The sequence below is a fragment of the Ruegeria sp. BF12 genome, assembly GCF_056538705.1.
Window position 1 is genome coordinate 1 of sequence record NZ_JBQFTP010000008.1, and the last position, 16,806, is coordinate 16,806.

Sequence of the window (16,806 nt, forward strand, 5' to 3'; positions counted from 1 at the left end):
ACACGCTGACACTGCGCGGCAGCGCAAAGGGAGACGGCTATACCATCGGCTTCGGCGACTGCATCGGAACCGTCCAACCACCGATCGAAAATCCGTTCAAACGCAACTGAAAATTAAAATCACCCGCAAGGGCACCGGAGGACACCCATGGCAAAGGCATTCGCATCCCAAGGCGACCTGACAGAAAAGAAAATCACGTTTGATGAGATCGGCGAGGGGCTTTACGCCTTTACCGCCGAGGGCGATCCGAACTCTGGCGTCATCATTGGCGACGACAGCGTCATGATTGTCGAGGCACAGGCGACCCCGCGCCTGGCCAACAAAGTGATCGAGTGCGTCCAATCGGTGACCGACAAACCGATTAGCCATGTGGTCCTGACCCACTACCATGCCGTTCGTGTGCTGGGCGCCAGCGCCTTCAACGCCCAGCAGGTGATCATGTCCGATGTGGCCCGCTCGATGGTCGTGGAGCGTGGGCAGGAGGATTGGGACAGCGAATTCCAGCGTTTCCCGCGCTTGTTTGAAGGCCACGAAAGCATCCCAGGCCTGACCTGGCCTACCACCACTTTCAGCGATAGCATGACGGTGTATCTCGGCAACCGCCGCGTGGACATCAAGCAGATCGGCCGCGCCCATACGGCTGGCGACGCGGTGATCCATGTGCCGGATCAAAATGTGATGTTCACCGGGGACATCGTCGAGGACCATTCGGCGTGCTATTGCGGCGACGGCCATTTCGAGGACTGGGGCGGAACGCTGGACGCGATCAAAGCCTATGACGTGGACGCCATCGCTCCGGGCCGCGGCGCGGCGCTGGTCGGAAAGGACGCAGTCGAGCGCGCCATTGAAAGCACTCGCGACTTCGTAAACTCGACATACGGCCCGGCCAAGCGTGTTGCAATGAAGGGCGGATCGCTCAAGGACGCCTGGGACGCGGTACGAAACTCCTGCGACCCCAAGTTCAAGGACTACGCGATCTATGAGCACTGCCTGCCGTTCAACGTCAGCCGTGCCTATGACGAAGCCCGTGGGATCACCCATCCACGCATCTGGACCGACAAACGGGATCTGGAAATGTGGGAACAGCTGCAAGGCTGATCCCCACCCTTCTCGCCCAAACTCGGCAAGGTCGGTATTCCGCTGCTCCGGGACCGAAATCCCCTCGCCTTCAAGTTTTAAGGCTGCCGATCAAAACGCATCAGACGCGGTGCGTCCCCCGGTCATCATTGTAGGCGGGGGCCATCGGTTTGGCCATTGCGCTGGATTTGGCCGGCAGGGCAATCCGGCGCGTCAAAACTGCTGCACAAGAAAACTGACGACATGTGGCATTTAGACCTCCAGACCGGCTGGGATTTGCACCGCAATGAAGAGCTGGAGGAGGAAAAATACGCAGACATCTGTATGCAACGCTGGGCGAGAATGTGGATATGAAATGGTCTGGTCGCCGATCTACACCTTCCGGTGTCGCCGCATGACCAATTTCCGCCACAGGCGCGAGGTCTTTGCTGGTGATGCTGCGCACCGGATATCGCCATTTGGGGCACGCGGTGCGAATTCCGGGTTTCAGGATGCCGACAACCGCCGTTGGAAGCTTGGCCTCGTCATTTTGGGAAAGGTGCCTGAGCCCCTTCTTGACACTGACGACGACGAGCAAATTTTTGGGATGCCACCCTCAAACAGACGGAACGCCATGCGTTTGCGCGGCCCCTTGTGAGTCCAGGACGTCTTATCCTCGTGCTGGCCAATCACATTGTTCACCATGAGACTCTCTAACAAGCGCTTGTAGCCTCGAAGTAGTGAATACTGAGGGCAGGAAACAATAGCGCCGGCTTGCTGCGTCAACATACAAAAATGGCAAATGAAGGCGGCCTAGAGAACAAGAAACGACACCTTGCCGGTATCGGCAAGAAAACTTTTTTCGACAACTTAGCACCACAGGTGCATGTACCGCTGCATCAAACCTACAGACCCGCTGACGGCAGAAAGTAGGTGCGTTTTTCGCACCCTTGGTGCCTTGTGTGTTGGCGGCAGTGCCAATCTCGTGCCAGGTTGACAACTGGAAAGGGCCAAAAACCTTTTTCAGACCATTTTTGGACGTTAATCGAAAGAACAAGGCCATCATGAAAACAGTCGACAAAGCCATGAGCCTATTGCGTCAGTTCTCGCTGGAAAATCTGGAAATCGGATTGAACGAATTTGCGCGCGCCACCGGCGAAGACAAAGCCGTGGTTCGCAGGTTGCTGATTTCACTCACCAAACATGAGTTCATCGAACAAAATCCAGAGAACCGAAAGTATCGGCTTGGACACGCCTTTCTGTCATTGGCACGATTGCGAGAAGCCACAGTTCCGATGATCAAAGCCACACAGGTCGTTTCGCAGTGGTTGTCGGCGCAGGCAAATGAAACCGTTCATGTTGGCATCCCCGGAGCCACCGGTATGTCGACCGTGTCCTTCACTCTGCCTCCTCGGGGGAACGTCATAAACCTCCGCCCCGCAGATACTTATCCGTACCATTCTTCGTCTTCTGGGCTCGCTTTTTTGTCATTCTGTTCCGACGAAACCCGAGAGCGATTATTGGCGCAAAATCGTGAAAAACTAACTAAATTTACCGTGACCGAGGTCGATGAGCTCCTCAAGCTCATAGCTCAGAATCGTGACCGCGGATATTCCACGACTCGCAACACAGTCGAATTGGGTGTGGCAAGCGTGGCGATGCCTTTCTTCACCGATGGCAAAGACCCGGCAGGCACCATAGCAATTGCCGTTCCGGACCTGAATATGGACGACGCGCGTTGTGACGAATTGGCTAAGCTGTTGAAAACAGCAGTCGAACAACTTGAGACCGCGCTGACCGGTTCTGCGCGGCAAACAGGCGCGGGATAAGTTGTCCTTTGGCGTCTTTTTTTGATACGGTGCGATAATCGCACTGGTGGTGCTTTTTTCTTTGCGCTACCCTTTTACTCTGTCAAAAAATACGGGTTCGCGCGAATGAGGTCCGCACTCCAAAAGGCCTGATTTGCAACCAGTTGAAAACCTGCGGATTGCCTGCAACGCGGGCTGAAAGGTTGATGTGATGGCCCACTCTCTTCCCGAACAGGCACCTGTTGTGATTGTCGGCGGCGGAATTATCGGCGTGTCGACTCTGTATCACCTGGCAAAGCGTGGCGTGCCAGCCGTTCTGGTCGAGCGTCGGAAAATCGCAAGCGGCACGACCTGGCATGCAGCGGGGATCGTAGGGCAACTTCGTGACAGCACCGCGCAGACAGAGCTGGGCAAATATACAGCACGCCTGTTTCGCAGTCTGGAAGAGGAAACCGGGCAAGCCACTGGATACAAACCGAACGGCACGATTAACCTTGCGATTGGCGATGTGCGGCATGAACAGCTGCTGCGCAGTCATGATCACGCGGTTCGGATGGGGATCGAGACTTTCCTCCTGTCGCCGGAAGAACTGAAAGAAAAGTGGCCCTGGATCGAAGCGGATGACGTGAAATCGGCCTTTTTCGTGCCGTCAAACGGTCAGGTGAACCCTTTGGACGTATCGGTGGCGCTCAGCAAAGGGGCCCGCGCCTTGGGGGCGCAAGTGTTCGAGGACACCAAGGTCAATCAGCTGATTATTCGTGATGGCAAGATTACCGGAGTCGAGACGGATAAAGGTGTGATCGCCACGAACAAAGTGCTGCTGGCAGGCGGCATGTGGAGCCACCTGTTCGCCAAAGCGCACGGCGTCACGGTGCCGCTGCACGCGACCGAGCATTTCTACATCGTCACCGAACCAGTCGACGGTCTTCCAAAGACACAGCCGATCCTCAACATCGCCGAGGAAAGGACCTACTGGAAAGAAGATACCGGCAAGCTGCTGATCGGCTCGTTTGAAAAGCACGGCAAGCCTTATGGCAAGGACGGTATCCCCGAAGATTTCGAGTTCGACGAACTGCCCTTTGACATGGAACATGTCGAACCGAACCTCGAAAAGATGTTCGAACGTATGCCCGCCTTGGGTGAGATGGGCATTCAGACTTTCTTTAACGGGCCCGAGAGCTTCACTCCGGATGGCCGCCCCTATTTGGGCCCGACAAGCGAGATTAAAGGCTTGTTTGTAGCCACGGGCATGAACTCGAACGGCATCCTGAACTCGGGCGGTGTTGGCCTGACAATGGCGGAATGGATGACTCAAGGGGCTCCGTCGCGCGGGATGGGTCCGATGCTGGCCCGCCGGGCGCACCCGTTCCAGCGCAACACCAAATACAACCACGACCGCAGCGCAGAATCCGTGGGTTTCCACTACGGAGTCAGCTGGGTCGGCCGACAAATCCACTCGGCCCGTGGCGTACGCCGCGTTCCCCTGCATGACCGCCTCAAGGAAGCGGGCGCGACCTTTGCCGAACGGATCGGGTGGGAAATGCCGATGTATTACGACCCGCAACAGAAGGGTTGGAACGAAGAACCAAACCTATGGTGGAAAGACTGGTCTGGCCATGTGCAGACCGAATGCCTAGCCGCCCGAGATGACGCAGTTCTGATCGACCAGTCGATGTATTCAAAGATACAAGTTCAGGGCCCGGATGCGGTCAAGGCGCTGAACAAGGTCTGCGGCGCACAGATGGATGTCGAGGTTGGCACTTCGGTCTACACTCAGTTCCTGAACGCACGCGGCGGGATCGAAGCGGATGTTACCGTGACCCGCACCGCGCATGATTGCTTCATGGTCATCACCGGCCACCCCAGCCAGATGCGCGATCAAGGCTGGGTCAAGGACCATGCCGATCCGGACTGGCGTTTCGAGGTATTCGACGCGACCTCGGCCTATGGCTTGATCACGATCCACGGCCCCAAGTCCCGTGAGATTCTGGCGGCCATTTCAGGCGACGACCTGTCAAATGAGGCTTTCCCCTTCGGCGCAGCTCGCGAGATCGACATGGCCTATGCCCGCGGTTGGGCCATCCGTCGTTCGTTCCTGGGTGAGCTCGGGTATGAGCTGATGATGCCCACCGAATTCGTGGCTGGCGTTTATGAGGCGCTAATGGAGGCAGGAGAACCACGCGGCCTGCGCCATATGGGTATGTTTGCGATGAATGCGTGCCGCTTGGAAAAGGGCTTCCGACACTTTGGCCACGACATCGCAGAAGATGATACACCTTACGAGACCGGGCTTGGCTTTGCCGTGGCCCTGGACAAGGAAGACGACTTCCTCGGCCAGGCCGTTCTGGCCGAGCAAAAGGCAGGCGGCGCGGCTACCGGTTCCCGAACCGTGTCGTGTATTGTCCAGGGCGTGGATGCCAAATCCGGGCCTTACCTGATCCACAACGAGCCGGTCTGGAAAGACGGCCACATCGTGGGGCATGTGACGTCCGGCGATTGGGGGTTCCGGCTTGAGGCGATGGTCGGTTTGGCAAGCCTGCACCGCGACGAAGGAGTTTCAAAAGCCTGGATCGACGAAGGCGGCTTTGACGTGCAGATCGCCGGAAAAATGTACCCGCTGAAGGTACAGCTGGCTCCGTTCTACGATCCCAAAGGCGAGATAATGCGCGGTTAAGGAAGCCAAGGCAAAGGGAGGATTTCATGGTGGACAAGACCATTCTGGTCATCGGTACCTACGACACAAAAAATGACGAGCTGGAATTCATGGCCAGCAAGATCCGCGCATTGGGCGGTAGTGTGACAACACTGGATGTCAGTGTGCTGGGCGATCCCGCCAAACCGACCGACTATTCGAAACATGACGTGGCCAAAGCTGGCGGCAGTTCCATTCAGGCAGCAGTCGACAGCGGCAGCGAACATGTGGCCATGCAAATTATGTCCGCCGGTGCCTGTGTATTGGCCCGCCAGATGCACGAAGAAAGCCGGATTGACGGTGTGATTATTTTGGGCGGCACAATGGGTACAGATTTAGCCTTGGATGTCTGTCAGGCCCTGCCGATCGGCGTGCCAAAATACGTGGTATCGACTGTATCCTTTTCGGCTTTGATCCCGGCAGAACGCCTGTCGCCCGACATTCAGATGATCCTGTGGGCCGGAGGGCTTTATGGATTGAACGCGATCTGCAAATCCTCGCTGGCGCAGGCAGCTGGTGCTGTCCTGGGTGCAGCCCGCGCCGCAGAACCCGCTGTCAGTGGTCGCCCCGTGGTGGGGATGACATCGCTTGGCACGTCCTGCCTGAAATACGTCAAAACCCTCAAACCGGCACTTGAAGAACGCGGTTATGAAGTGGCGGTGTTCCACGCTATGGGCATGGGCGGCATGGCTTTTGAACAAATCGCAAGCCAGAATGGGTTCGTCTGCTTGATGGACTTTGCCGGCTGTGAACTGGGCAACCTGATGGCTGGCTCTGTCGTAAACGCGGGCAAGGACCGGCACCGCGCAGCAGGGCGTGCGGGTATCCCGCAAATTGTGGCTCCGGGATGCATGGACCTGATTGATTTTGCCGGTTGGCAGGACATCCCGGAACAGTTCAAGGACCGTCCAATCCACACCCACAACAAGCTGGTCAAGAACACCTACTATAACGCCGACGAACGGTGTGAGATTGCCCGGGAAATGAACAAACGTCTCGGGGAAAGCAAAGCGCCGACGCATCTGATCATCCCGCGCGAGGGGATCGAGGAATGGGATCGCCCGGGTGGCGATTGTCACGACGCTGAGGGGCTGGCGGCATTCATCGGGGAACTCAGCGCCACAGTCGCACCCTCGGTTCAGGTCACAGAATTGGACGCGCACATCAACGACCCCGAATTCAGTGCCGCAGCGCTGGAGATTTTCGACCAATGGGTTGCCGACGGAAAAGTCCCCGCAGGCATCAACTGACCAAACTACGCAACAATTTTCGTCACTAGGGAGGACATTATGACGAACGTTTTCAAAATGGCTTGTGCGGCCACCATACTTAGCGCAACAGCGGCTCTCGCCGAATACCCTGAAAAGCCGGTTTCCTTTGTCGTGCCGTTCCCACCGGGTGATTTGGAAGACGTTCTAACCCGCATCATCGCTGACAAGTTTCAAGAAATGTACGGTGTTCCGGCAGCCGTGGTAAACAAGCCCGGCGGTGGCGGAGGCCCGTTCCCGGGGGCTGTCGAGGTGGCAGGCGCACCAGCGGACGGCTACACGATCGGCTCGTTCGTGATCGATGTGCCGGTCGTTGGGCCGGAAATCGGCATTCCGGAATTGAGCCCGAACCCGTTTGATCCGGTCGGCATCTTTATGACCTACCCGTTCGTGATCGCCACCCTGAAAAGCCAACCCTATAGCAACTGGGAAGAACTGGCTGACTATGGCAAAGAGAACGATGTTTCGCTTGGTCACTACGGCTCGTTCCTTGCACCGACACAGGTAACATTCGCCGCAGCGCAAAAAACCGGATGGGACTTCGGCTCCGAGGCAGCGTTCGATCTGCTGGACTGCAACGTTCTGGCCTCGGGCGATGTGGATATCGTCAATGCCACGATCCAGACTCTGTTGCCCTGCATCGACGATCTGACGATCCTCGCAACCATCGGCGAAGAGCGTACGCCGCTGACACCGGATGCACGGACCGTGGGTGAGATCGTTCCCGAACTGCCCCTGTCGCTGTGGAATGGTCTGTTTGTGCCCAAGGGTACGCCGGATGATGTGAAAGCCAAGATCGAAGCAGCCGCTACTGCGGCGCTGGACAGTGACGCCGCCAAGACTCTGGCGCAGGAAACCGGCGTGCTGATCTATTGGAAAGACGCTGCTGAATCGAATTCTCAGATCGAGTCTGACATCGAGGTCAACGGCGTAATCACTGAACTGCTGGAGTAACGGCCAAGGTGTGAGGGGTGGCAAACCCCTCACACGCTTCCAGAACGTTAAACCAGCTCGCTTCAGATCAGGGAAGAGGACCAGTCGTGACACGCATCAAGTTTTTCCAGGAACTGTTTCAAAGATACCGGCGCCCCGGGGACAAAGTCTTTGCTGTTGTGTTCCTGCTGTTTGCCCTCTTCCTGTTCAGCCAACTGGGCGAGCAAACCCAGTGGGTCAAACGCACGAAATGGTTTGCGCAGCCGTCGCTTTGGCCGACCGTTGCGGTGTGTGGGATGGTTTTATTTGGCGCCTTTCATGCATTGGGCTCGTTCGTCTCTCCGCGCATTCCCGGCCGTTGGCGCGAGGTCGTGTTCTGGCTTCGCTCGCTGGAATATGTGCTGTACTTCCTGATCTATGTGGTTCTGGTGCCGCTGTGTGGTTACCTCCCCTCAACACTGGTTTTCGCTCTTTTTCTGTCGCTACGGGCCGGGTTCCGCAGCAAACAGGCATTGGGGCTGGTCGTTCTTTTCGCGTTCAGCGTCGCGATAATTTTCCGTGGCTTTCTGCAGGTCAAAATCCCCGCCGGACAAATCTACAATCACCTTCCCGATGCGCTCCGAGCCTTCGCGTTGACCTATCTCTGAGGCTGACATGGACACTCTTCTTTCCGGTATTTCGCTTCTTGCACAATGGGACGTAATGATCGCCCTGATCATAGGTTCCATCGGCGGTGTCATCATCGGTGCACTGCCCGGCGTCGGCCCTGCTGTTGCCATTGCCATTCTGTTGCCCGCAACCTTCGCATTCGAGCCGATCGTTGGTCTGACCCTTCTGTTGGGAATTTACGGCTCGTCCATGTACGGCGGTGCCATCCCTGCGATTCTGATTAATACGCCCGGTACGCCAGTGAATGCGCTGACAACTTATGACGGTTATCCCATGACCAAACGCGGTCAGGGCCACCGGGCATTGTCACTGGCCTATTCAGCATCATTTTTCGGCGGCATCTTCTCGGTCATCTGCCTAATCGTGCTGTCACCCCTTCTGGCCCTGATCGCACCGCATTTCGGCAGCCGAGAGATTTTTCTGGCCGCATTCATGGGTATCCTGCTGGTTGTTGTGGCGCATCGCGGTCAGACCTTTGCCGCCGGTATGCTCGCCTGTTTCGGTATCTTTCTGAATACTGTCGGTCTTGAGCCCGTCAAATATACGCGCCGCTTCACGTTCGAGCAAAGCTGGCTGACGTCGGGATTCGATCTGATCGTTGTGGTGCTGGGCTTGTTCGCGATCAGTCAGGCCTTCTTGCTGCTGATAGACAAGGATCACGCACCCAGTGACACGCATGTCGAAGGCAACATGTTTTCCGGCTTGAAAGAGTTGCTGGGGATCAAACGCATCGCAGGCGTCTCCTCCTCCTTAGGCGTCTTGATGGGTATGATCCCCGGCGTCGGTGAATTCACCGCGCAATTCCTCTCTTACACCTACGCGCAAAAAACGTCGAAAGACCCGGAATCCTTCGGCAACGGCTCTCCCGAAGGTCTTGTCGCATCCGAGGCCGCAAACAACGCAGTCCCGGGTGCGGCGATGATTCCGCTGTTGGCCCTTGGCATCCCGGGCGAAGCGCTGACAGCGATGATGCTGTCGGTGTTTTATGTCCACAACGTGATCCCCGGCCCACAGCTGTTCGAAAACCAGCTGGACTTTGTCATGGCGCTTTATGTGGCGCTGATCCTGCTGAACGTGATTGTTCTGGTGTTCCTGCTGTTTTCGACCAATCTGTTGTTGAAGATCATCCAGATCCCGACCCGGTTTCTGGGCATCATGATCCTGACTCTGTCCTTCATCGGCGTATATTCCCTGCGCAACTCCATCACCGACTGTGCCGTTGCAGCGGGGTTCGGTGTGTTTGGTTTGATCCTCAAACGGCTGAACTTGCCGATCGTCCCGATCATTCTGGGCATGGTTCTGGGCGGCATCATGGAGGTCAAGCTGCGCAGCGCCATGGCGGCGGTCAAAACTCCGATCGATTTCATCAGCCGTCCGATTGCCGCGATCATATTCATCATGATCATCGGCATCCTGATCCTACACGTCCGCACCCTGATCAAAGAGCACAGGGCCAAGACCAAACCCGAGCCGCTCGGACCGGATACCGAACATTCAAGCCAGCAGGGATAACAACATGTTGAACCAGGAAAAAATCGACGGGCTGAGATATGCCGACATTCCCTTGCAAGGAAATTTTGTTGATGGACAGATCGTTCCGTCAGCCTCGGGCAAAACGCTGGACGTTCTGTCCCCGATAAACGGTCAGGTCATAACCCGGATTGCCGAAGGCGAGACAGAAGACATGAACCGAGCCGTGGCTTCGGCCCGGGTGGCGTTCGAGGACGGTCGCTGGTCCCGCATGGCCCCGGCGGCACGAAAGAAAGTGCTGTTGCGTCTGGCCGATCTGATCGAAGAACGGGCGCTCGACATCACGGTTTTGGGGGTTCGCGACAACGGGACCGAGATCAACATGGCCCTGAAGGCCGAAGCCCTGTCTGCGGCCCAAACCTTTCGGTATTACGGCGAGGCAATCGATAAGGTCTATGGCCAGATCGCTCCGACCGCGCACAACATTCTGGGCCTCGTACATCACGCGCCAGTCGGAGTCGTCGGCGCGATTGTTCCCTGGAATTTCCCGCTGATGATCGGCAGTTGGAAGATTGCTCCGGCTCTGGCTGCAGGTAATTCCATCGTGCTTAAACCGGCAGAAAGCGCCTCGCTGTCGCTGTTGAAAATCGCCGAACTGGCGTCAGAGGCTGGTTTGCCCGACGGCGTCTTCAACGTTGTGACCGGCAAAGGCAGCGTCGTGGGCGAGGCTTTGGCACTGAGCCTGGATGTGGACATCATGGTCTTCACCGGGTCCGGTGCCACAGGGCGCCGGTTGCTGGAGTATTCGGCCCGGTCGAACCTGAAACGCTGCTACCTGGAATTGGGCGGCAAATCTCCCAACATCGTGTTCAACGACGCCAAAGACCTAGCCGAAGCCGCAAAAGTGTCAGCGGCTGGGATTTTTCGCAATTCAGGTCAGGTCTGCATCGCCGGCTCACGCCTGCTGGTGCAGGAAGACACTGCCGAGGACTTCATTGCGGAAATGGCACGCCACGCGCAGGCTTACCGCGTCGGCGACCCCCTGGATCTGAACAGCCAGATTGGTGCTGTGCATTCAATGTCAGAGCTCGAGGCCAACCTGGCCTTTGTAAACCGAGCCGAAGCCGAAGGCGCGGAATGCCGCTCGGGGGGCCAGCGTATCCTTAAAGAAACCGGTGGGTACTACATGCAGCCCACGATTATGGCCGGGGTCAAACCGGGCAGCGATCTGTTTCAGAACGAAGTGTTCGGGCCGGTGCTGTCAGTCACCACGTTCAGGGACGAAGACGAAGCGGTCGCGCTGGCCAATTCCACGGTCTATGGCCTGTCGTCAGGCGTCTGGACAGCCGACCTCAGCCGCGCCCACCGCATGGTCGATCGCATCCGCGCCGGGATCGTGCATGTGAACACCTATGGCGGTTCTGATCTGACCGTGCCGCTCGGGGGTGTGCGCCAGTCTGGCAATGGCCACGACAAATCGCTGCACGCGATGGAAAAATACTTCGACCTGAAATCCGCCTGGATTCAACTTTAACTTCTGGAATGACTGCGATGGCACTCTCTCCCAAATCTGCAGAGCTGATTGAACGGCGCAACAAGCTGTTGGGTCCCAATGTCTCGACCTTTTATGACGAACCCGTTCATGTCGTGAGGGCCGAGGGTGTCTGGCTGTGGGATGCGGATGGGCGTAGATATCTGGATTGCTACAACAACGTGCCGCATGTCGGGCACTGCAATCCGCGTGTGGTTGATGCGATCTGCCGTCAGGCATCGACCCTCAACACCCATACCCGCTATTTGCATGACGGTATTCTGGACTATGTCGAGAAGCTGACCGGCACCATGGACGCGTCGCTGGACACCGCGATCATGACTTGCACCGGGTCCGAAGCCAACGACATTGCCCTGCGCATGGCCGAGGGCATGACCGGTAAGCGGGGCGTCATCGCCACCGATGCGACCTATCACGGCAACACCTCACTGGTCAGTCAGTTGAGCAAATCGAACGTGCCGACCGTGGGTTTTGGCCTGGGTCAGTATTTCCGCTTTGTCAAAGCGCCCGACAGCTATCGCAACCCCGACCCCGACGGCACCAAATTCGCTGACGCTGTAGCCGAGCAGATCGCCGAACATGAGAAATCCGGCGTTGGGTTTGCCGCCTTGGTGCTCTGCCCCTATTTCCTGAATGAAGGCTTCCCGGACAATCCTGATGGCTGGCTGAAACCGGCGGCGGATGTGGTGCGCAAGGCCGGAGGCTTGCTGATTTGTGATGAGGTGCAATCCGGCTTTGGCCGCACCGGCACCCATATGTGGGCGCATCAGAAGATGGGCATCGTGCCCGATGTGATGACGCTGGGCAAGCCCATGGCCAATGGCCATCCGGTGGGGGCCGTGGTGACTCGGTCTGAAATTCTGGCGACCTTCCGCAAAGGGTACCGCTATTTCAACACCTTCGGCGGCAACCCGGTCTCCTGCGCAGCGGCCATGGCCGTGCTGGAAGAAATCGAAGACAAGCAACTGCTGGCAAACGCCAAATACGTGGGTGACCATGCCCGCGCGCGGTTGGAGGCATTGGAGCAGAAGTACGACTTCATCGGCGATGTGCGCGGGTCGGGCTTGATCTTTGGGGCTGAAATGGTGACTGACCGGGACACCAAGGAACCTGCCAGCGAATTCACCGACCGCGTGATCAACGAAATGCGCCAGCGGGGCATCATTCATTCCAAACTGGGGCGGCACAAGAACACGCTCAAGATCCGCCCGCCGATGCCATTTTCCACGGAAAATGCCGATCTGTTGTTCGACACGCTTGATGAAGTATTGGCGGAAACATCGCTATGACCGTTGCAGAGACGATCAAAAAGGCACTGTCGCTCTGGGGGTTCGGAGGCTCAGATTGCCAACTGGTCGCAGAGCGCGAAAACCGGGTGTTCAGGGTAGATCATCAGGGCCAGGTGTATGCCCTCCGCCTGCATCGGCCGGGATATCGCACCGATGCCGAGCTATGGTCGGAACTGGAATTGATGGCCGCACTGGCGAAAGGTGGGCTTTATGTCCCTGCCCCGATCGCTTCGGCTTCGGGAAAGTTCCTGCATGTGCTGGACGGGATTCAGATCGACGTTCTGACCTGGTTGTCTGGTGCCCCAGTCGGAAAGTCAGGGACCACTCTGGAGCTTGACGACCGCGCCGGATTGTTCCGCGGTATAGGGCGAGAAATGGCACGGATGCATGTGCTGACCGACGCCTGGACTCCACCCGAAGGCTTTACCCGCTGCGCTTGGGACCGCGCCGGACTTGTCGGTGAGAAACCTGTCTGGGATCGTTTCTGGGATAACCCTACCCTCTCTGACGAAATCCGAACCTTGTTCCTGAAGGTCCGGAATGTTGCGGTTCAGGAATTGCAACGCCTTGAACCGAATTTGGACTATGGCCTCATCCACGCCGATCTGGTCCGTGAAAATGTGTTGGTTGACGGTGACAAGTTGCAACTGATCGACTTCGACGACAGCGGCTATGGATTCCGACTGTTCGACCTCGCCACGACCCTGCTCAAGAACATCGATGAGCCCGATTATCCCGAGCTGCGCGCCGCCTTGATCGAGGGGTACAGATCTGTGCGCGACATCGACACCACGGCGCTGGACCTGTTCCTACTGCTCAGATCCGCAACCTATGTGGGCTGGGTCATCACCCGGATGGAAGAAGAAGGATCAGAAATCCGCAACGAAAGGTTCAAGCACAACACCCGCAAACTGGCGCAGGCCTATCTGGCGGGTCGGGAGGATTCATCATGAAACGATTTGACGGAAAAACCGCAATCATAACCGGTGCCGGAACGGGTATCGGTGCGGCAACGGCCTGTCGCATTGCCGAGGAAGGCGGCAATGTCATCCTGACCGGACGGCGGGTCGAACCTATCGAAGCCGTGGCCACCCGCTGTGATGGTATCGCGATTGCCGGGGATGCATCGTCTGCGGAACACATGGATCACCTCGTCGCCACTGCACAGGACAAGTTCGGCGGCCTTGACATGATGGTCTGCAACGCTGGTGGCTTTGGGTTTGGCACATTGTCGGACATCACGGATGACGATTGGGCCAAGGCCGTGCAGGCCAACCTGAACACAGCCATGGTGGCCGCACGATCCGCGATGCCTGCGCTGATCGAACGGCGAGGCAACTTACTGATGATGGCATCAATTGCCGCCTTGGCTGCCGGTCCCGAGGCGTGCGGATACGTCACTATGAAGCATGGGCTACTGGGCTTGACCCGATCAATTGCCCGCGACTTCGGCCCAAAGGGCGTTCGCTGTAACGCCATCTGCCCGGGGTGGGTGCGTACAGAGATGGCCGATGCTGAAATGGCGGAGCTGGTCGAACGAAAGAACCTGACTTCGATCGAAGAGGCCTATGCCCTTGTGACGCGCGATGTGCCTATGGGGCGTCCCGCCACTGGCGATGAAGTCGCTGCCGCCGTGGCGTTCCTGTGCTCGGGCGATGCGTCCATGATTACCGGCGCAACCCTGACCGTGGACGGCGGTGCAACCATAGTCGACGTCCCAACGCTGGCATTTTGATAACCCGGCTCTGTTTGAGCCAAAGACGACCAAAAGTTTCGATGCCGACAGGCAATCTACGGAGAACCATGAAATGAAAGACTCCAATTTCTTGAAAGAAAACAACGCCCGGCATTTCTGGCATCCGATGGCACATCCTGGCGACAGCCAGAAGAACCCGCCCACCATTCTGACCGGCGGTGAAGGGGTAAGTATCGTCGATATTGACGGGCATAAGGCCATCGACGCTGTAGGCGGTCTGTGGAACGTCAATCTGGGCTATTCCTGCGACCCGGTAAAGCAGGCCATCTCCGAACAGTTGAACGCCCTGCCCTATTATTCAACGTTCCGCGGCACCAGTAACGACAAGGCCATCGAGCTCTCTTATGAGCTGGCTCAGTTTTTCGCCCCCGACGGGTTGACCCGCGCGTTCTTTACATCAGGCGGTTCAGACTCGGTCGAAATCGCACTGAAACTGACGCGGCAGTATCACAAGGTGCGCGGTGAGGCCGGGCGTACCAAGTTCATCAGTCTGAAACAGGGCTATCACGGCACGCATTTCGCGGCCGCCTCGGTCAATGGCAATCAAAAGTTCCGTGCTGCCTATGAACCGATGCTGCCGGGTTGCTTCCACATCCCGGCGCCCTGGACATATCGCAACCCGTTCGACGAGACCGACCCCGAACGCCTAGCGCAACTTTGCGTCAAAGCGCTGGAGGCCGAAATCGCCTTTCAGGGCGCGAACACCGTAGCTGCCTTTATCATGGAACCGGTTCTGGGCGCAGGTGGAGTGATCCCGCCACACAAAAGCTTTATGCCAATGGTGCGCGAGGTCTGCTCGAAACACGGTGTCCTGCTGATCTCGGATGAAATCATAACCGCATTTGGCCGCACCGGCAGCGAAAGCGGCGCACGGCATTGGGGCGTGCAGCCCGACATCATGACCACCGCCAAGGCCATAACCAACGGCTATTTCCCATTCGGCGCGACGATGATTTCCGGTTCAGTCGCCGAGGTGTTCGAAAGCGACACCACTGGCAAGGCCTCGGTGGATCAGGGTTACACCTACTCAGGCCACCCTGTCGGGGCGGCAGCGGCGCTGGCCGCGCTTTCGGAAATCAATCGTCTGCGGGTTTGGGAAAATGCAAGCCCGCGTGGGGATGAGCTGTTTGCCGGATTAAAGAAGTTGGCCGACAAGTATGATGTAATCGGCGATGTGCGCGGCGGCGAAGGCCTGATGTGCGCGCTGGAACTGGTCTCGGACCGGTCAACCAAGGCACCGGTCGCAAAGCATCTGCCGTTGCAGGTGCAGAAAGCGGCCTATGAGGACGGTGTGATGGTCCGGGTATCAGGCAACAACATCATCTTGTCGCCACCGCTGATCATCACATCCGACGACGTCGCCAAGATCCTGTCGGCGCTCGATACTGGTCTGGCGTCGCTGTAAGGGTGGCCTTTCAGGGTCATGCAGGGGCGATTGCCTGCTTGACCGCGAGAGCCGCTTTATCGTCGACCGAACCGGCTTGCTTGGAATAGATCAGGAATGAAACAGAAGGACCCCAGTATGACCGCTCCGATCTATGCCATTGGTGATATTCACGGACAACTGGGGCAGCTTGAAACCGCGCTGTCCCGAATAGAGCGAGATGGCGGTCCAGATTCCCAGATCGTGTTTCTGGGCGACTACATTGATAGAGGTGCGCATAGCCGCGAGGTGATCGACCTGCTGGTCGAGGGTCTTGCCACGGGCCGAAACTGGGTTCCCCTGTTGGGCAATCACGACCGGATGTTTGCGATGTTCATGGAAGACTATCCCCGCCATGACTCTCAGTTTCTGGTTGGGTATCATTGGCTCGACCAACGGATCGGCGGTATGGAAACGCTTCGGTCCTACGGGGTGGAAGTGTCCGATGGGGATCGGCTCTATCAAGTACATCAACGCGCGCGCGCGGCGGTCCCGTCAAATCACGTCGAATTTCTGCGAAACTGTCCCTATTTCCACCAGCGGGACGAGTTACTTTTTGTTCACGCTGGGATCAGGCCCGGAGTGCAATTGGAAGATCAAAGCAAAGATGACCTGATCTGGATTCGTGGCGAATTCCTGAACGAGACAAACGAACATCCATGGTTGGTGGTGCATGGGCATACACCAGTGCGAAAAGCGGAACATTGGGGAAACCGCATTAATCTTGATTCAGGCGCTGGTGTCGGGCGTGCAATAACCGCTGCTGTGTTCGAAGGACGGACCTGTTGGGAATTGACAGATCAAGGTCGCGTTCGGCTGGACCCTAAGTTTGGCGTGGCATCGACCACTTAGTGCAGGTCAGGCGCTGGTTTCGTTTCGGCACGTTGTCC

At 57.4% G+C, this 16,806-nt stretch carries 14 protein-coding genes; all 14 read left to right on the forward strand.

What is annotated here, in order from left to right:
* The first annotated feature begins 147 nt into the window (after positions 1-147).
* The 14 genes from ACR0J0_RS13490 (at position 148) to ACR0J0_RS13555 (ending at position 16,768) form a co-directional block, all read left to right on the forward strand.
* The gene (locus ACR0J0_RS13490) at positions 148-1,098 is read left to right on the forward strand and encodes an MBL fold metallo-hydrolase (protein WP_480664669.1); all 951 of its coding nucleotides are present in this window, start codon (positions 148-150) and stop codon (positions 1,096-1,098) included.
* A 373-nt stretch (positions 1,099-1,471) separates the two neighbouring features.
* Positions 1,472-1,714 carry an FAD-dependent monooxygenase gene (locus ACR0J0_RS13495; protein WP_480664670.1) on the forward strand — a complete coding sequence of 81 codons (243 nt, stop codon included), beginning with the start codon at positions 1,472-1,474 and terminating at the stop codon, positions 1,712-1,714.
* 406 nt (positions 1,715-2,120) lie between these two features.
* Positions 2,121-2,885, forward strand: coding sequence for an IclR family transcriptional regulator (locus tag ACR0J0_RS13500; protein ID WP_480664671.1), 765 nt, complete (start codon positions 2,121-2,123; stop codon positions 2,883-2,885).
* A 190-nt stretch (positions 2,886-3,075) separates the two neighbouring features.
* Positions 3,076-5,538, forward strand: a complete 2,463-nt coding sequence (locus ACR0J0_RS13505; RefSeq protein ID WP_480664672.1) for an FAD-dependent oxidoreductase — start codon at positions 3,076-3,078, stop codon at positions 5,536-5,538.
* Between the two features lie 26 nt (positions 5,539-5,564).
* A complete protein-coding gene (locus ACR0J0_RS13510; protein WP_480664673.1) occupies positions 5,565-6,806 on the forward strand; it encodes a Tm-1-like ATP-binding domain-containing protein in 1,242 nt (413 codons plus the stop codon).
* A 39-nt stretch (positions 6,807-6,845) separates the two neighbouring features.
* Entirely contained in the window at positions 6,846-7,778 is a 933-nt protein-coding gene (locus ACR0J0_RS13515; RefSeq protein WP_480664674.1) for a tripartite tricarboxylate transporter substrate-binding protein, read from the forward strand.
* Positions 7,779-7,864: 86 nt separating this feature from the next.
* Positions 7,865-8,404 (forward strand): tripartite tricarboxylate transporter TctB family protein, encoded by a 540-nt coding sequence (locus ACR0J0_RS13520; RefSeq protein ID WP_480664675.1) that lies wholly within the window; start codon positions 7,865-7,867, stop codon positions 8,402-8,404.
* Positions 8,405-8,411: 7 nt separating this feature from the next.
* Complete coding sequence (locus ACR0J0_RS13525) at positions 8,412-9,938, forward strand: tripartite tricarboxylate transporter permease (RefSeq protein WP_480664676.1); 1,527 nt, start codon at positions 8,412-8,414, stop codon at positions 9,936-9,938.
* 4 nt (positions 9,939-9,942) lie between these two features.
* On the forward strand, positions 9,943-11,430 hold the full coding sequence (locus ACR0J0_RS13530) for an aldehyde dehydrogenase (protein WP_480664677.1): 1,488 nt from the start codon (positions 9,943-9,945) through the stop codon (positions 11,428-11,430).
* A gap of 17 nt (positions 11,431-11,447) precedes the next feature.
* Positions 11,448-12,737 carry an aspartate aminotransferase family protein gene (locus ACR0J0_RS13535; RefSeq protein ID WP_480664678.1) on the forward strand — a complete coding sequence of 430 codons (1,290 nt, stop codon included), beginning with the start codon at positions 11,448-11,450 and terminating at the stop codon, positions 12,735-12,737.
* On the forward strand, positions 12,734-13,690 hold the full coding sequence (locus tag ACR0J0_RS13540) for a phosphotransferase enzyme family protein (RefSeq protein ID WP_480664679.1): 957 nt from the start codon (positions 12,734-12,736) through the stop codon (positions 13,688-13,690). The genes ACR0J0_RS13535 and ACR0J0_RS13540 overlap by 4 nt, the downstream gene beginning before the upstream one ends.
* Positions 13,687-14,472 (forward strand): SDR family NAD(P)-dependent oxidoreductase, encoded by a 786-nt coding sequence (locus ACR0J0_RS13545; RefSeq protein ID WP_480664680.1) that lies wholly within the window; start codon positions 13,687-13,689, stop codon positions 14,470-14,472. The genes ACR0J0_RS13540 and ACR0J0_RS13545 overlap by 4 nt, the downstream gene beginning before the upstream one ends.
* Before the next feature lie 73 nt (positions 14,473-14,545).
* Positions 14,546-15,898: an aminotransferase class III-fold pyridoxal phosphate-dependent enzyme gene (locus ACR0J0_RS13550; protein WP_480664681.1), complete on the forward strand. Its 1,353-nt coding sequence runs from the start codon at positions 14,546-14,548 to the stop codon at positions 15,896-15,898.
* Between the two features lie 96 nt (positions 15,899-15,994).
* Positions 15,995-16,768, forward strand: a complete 774-nt coding sequence (locus tag ACR0J0_RS13555; RefSeq protein WP_480664682.1) for a metallophosphoesterase — start codon at positions 15,995-15,997, stop codon at positions 16,766-16,768.
* The last annotated feature ends 38 nt before the right edge of the window (positions 16,769-16,806 follow it).

Excerpts from the sequence above, each read along its gene's own strand:
- ACR0J0_RS13490 (WP_480664669.1), top strand. The coding sequence starts at position 148 with ATGGCAAAGGCATTCGCATCCCAAGGCGACCTGACAGAAAAGAAAATC.
- ACR0J0_RS13495 (WP_480664670.1), top strand. The coding sequence starts at position 1,472 with ATGACCAATTTCCGCCACAGGCGCGAGGTCTTTGCTGGTGATGCTGCG.
- ACR0J0_RS13500 (WP_480664671.1), top strand. The coding sequence starts at position 2,121 with ATGAAAACAGTCGACAAAGCCATGAGCCTATTGCGTCAGTTCTCGCTG.
- ACR0J0_RS13505 (WP_480664672.1), top strand. The coding sequence starts at position 3,076 with ATGGCCCACTCTCTTCCCGAACAGGCACCTGTTGTGATTGTCGGCGGC.
- ACR0J0_RS13510 (WP_480664673.1), top strand. The coding sequence starts at position 5,565 with ATGGTGGACAAGACCATTCTGGTCATCGGTACCTACGACACAAAAAAT.
- ACR0J0_RS13515 (WP_480664674.1), top strand. The coding sequence starts at position 6,846 with ATGACGAACGTTTTCAAAATGGCTTGTGCGGCCACCATACTTAGCGCA.
- ACR0J0_RS13525 (WP_480664676.1), top strand. The coding sequence starts at position 8,412 with ATGGACACTCTTCTTTCCGGTATTTCGCTTCTTGCACAATGGGACGTA.
- ACR0J0_RS13530 (WP_480664677.1), top strand. The coding sequence starts at position 9,943 with ATGTTGAACCAGGAAAAAATCGACGGGCTGAGATATGCCGACATTCCC.
- ACR0J0_RS13535 (WP_480664678.1), top strand. The coding sequence starts at position 11,448 with ATGGCACTCTCTCCCAAATCTGCAGAGCTGATTGAACGGCGCAACAAG.
- ACR0J0_RS13540 (WP_480664679.1), top strand. The coding sequence starts at position 12,734 with ATGACCGTTGCAGAGACGATCAAAAAGGCACTGTCGCTCTGGGGGTTC.
- ACR0J0_RS13545 (WP_480664680.1), top strand. The coding sequence starts at position 13,687 with ATGAAACGATTTGACGGAAAAACCGCAATCATAACCGGTGCCGGAACG.
- ACR0J0_RS13550 (WP_480664681.1), top strand. The coding sequence starts at position 14,546 with ATGAAAGACTCCAATTTCTTGAAAGAAAACAACGCCCGGCATTTCTGG.
- ACR0J0_RS13555 (WP_480664682.1), top strand. The coding sequence starts at position 15,995 with ATGAAACAGAAGGACCCCAGTATGACCGCTCCGATCTATGCCATTGGT.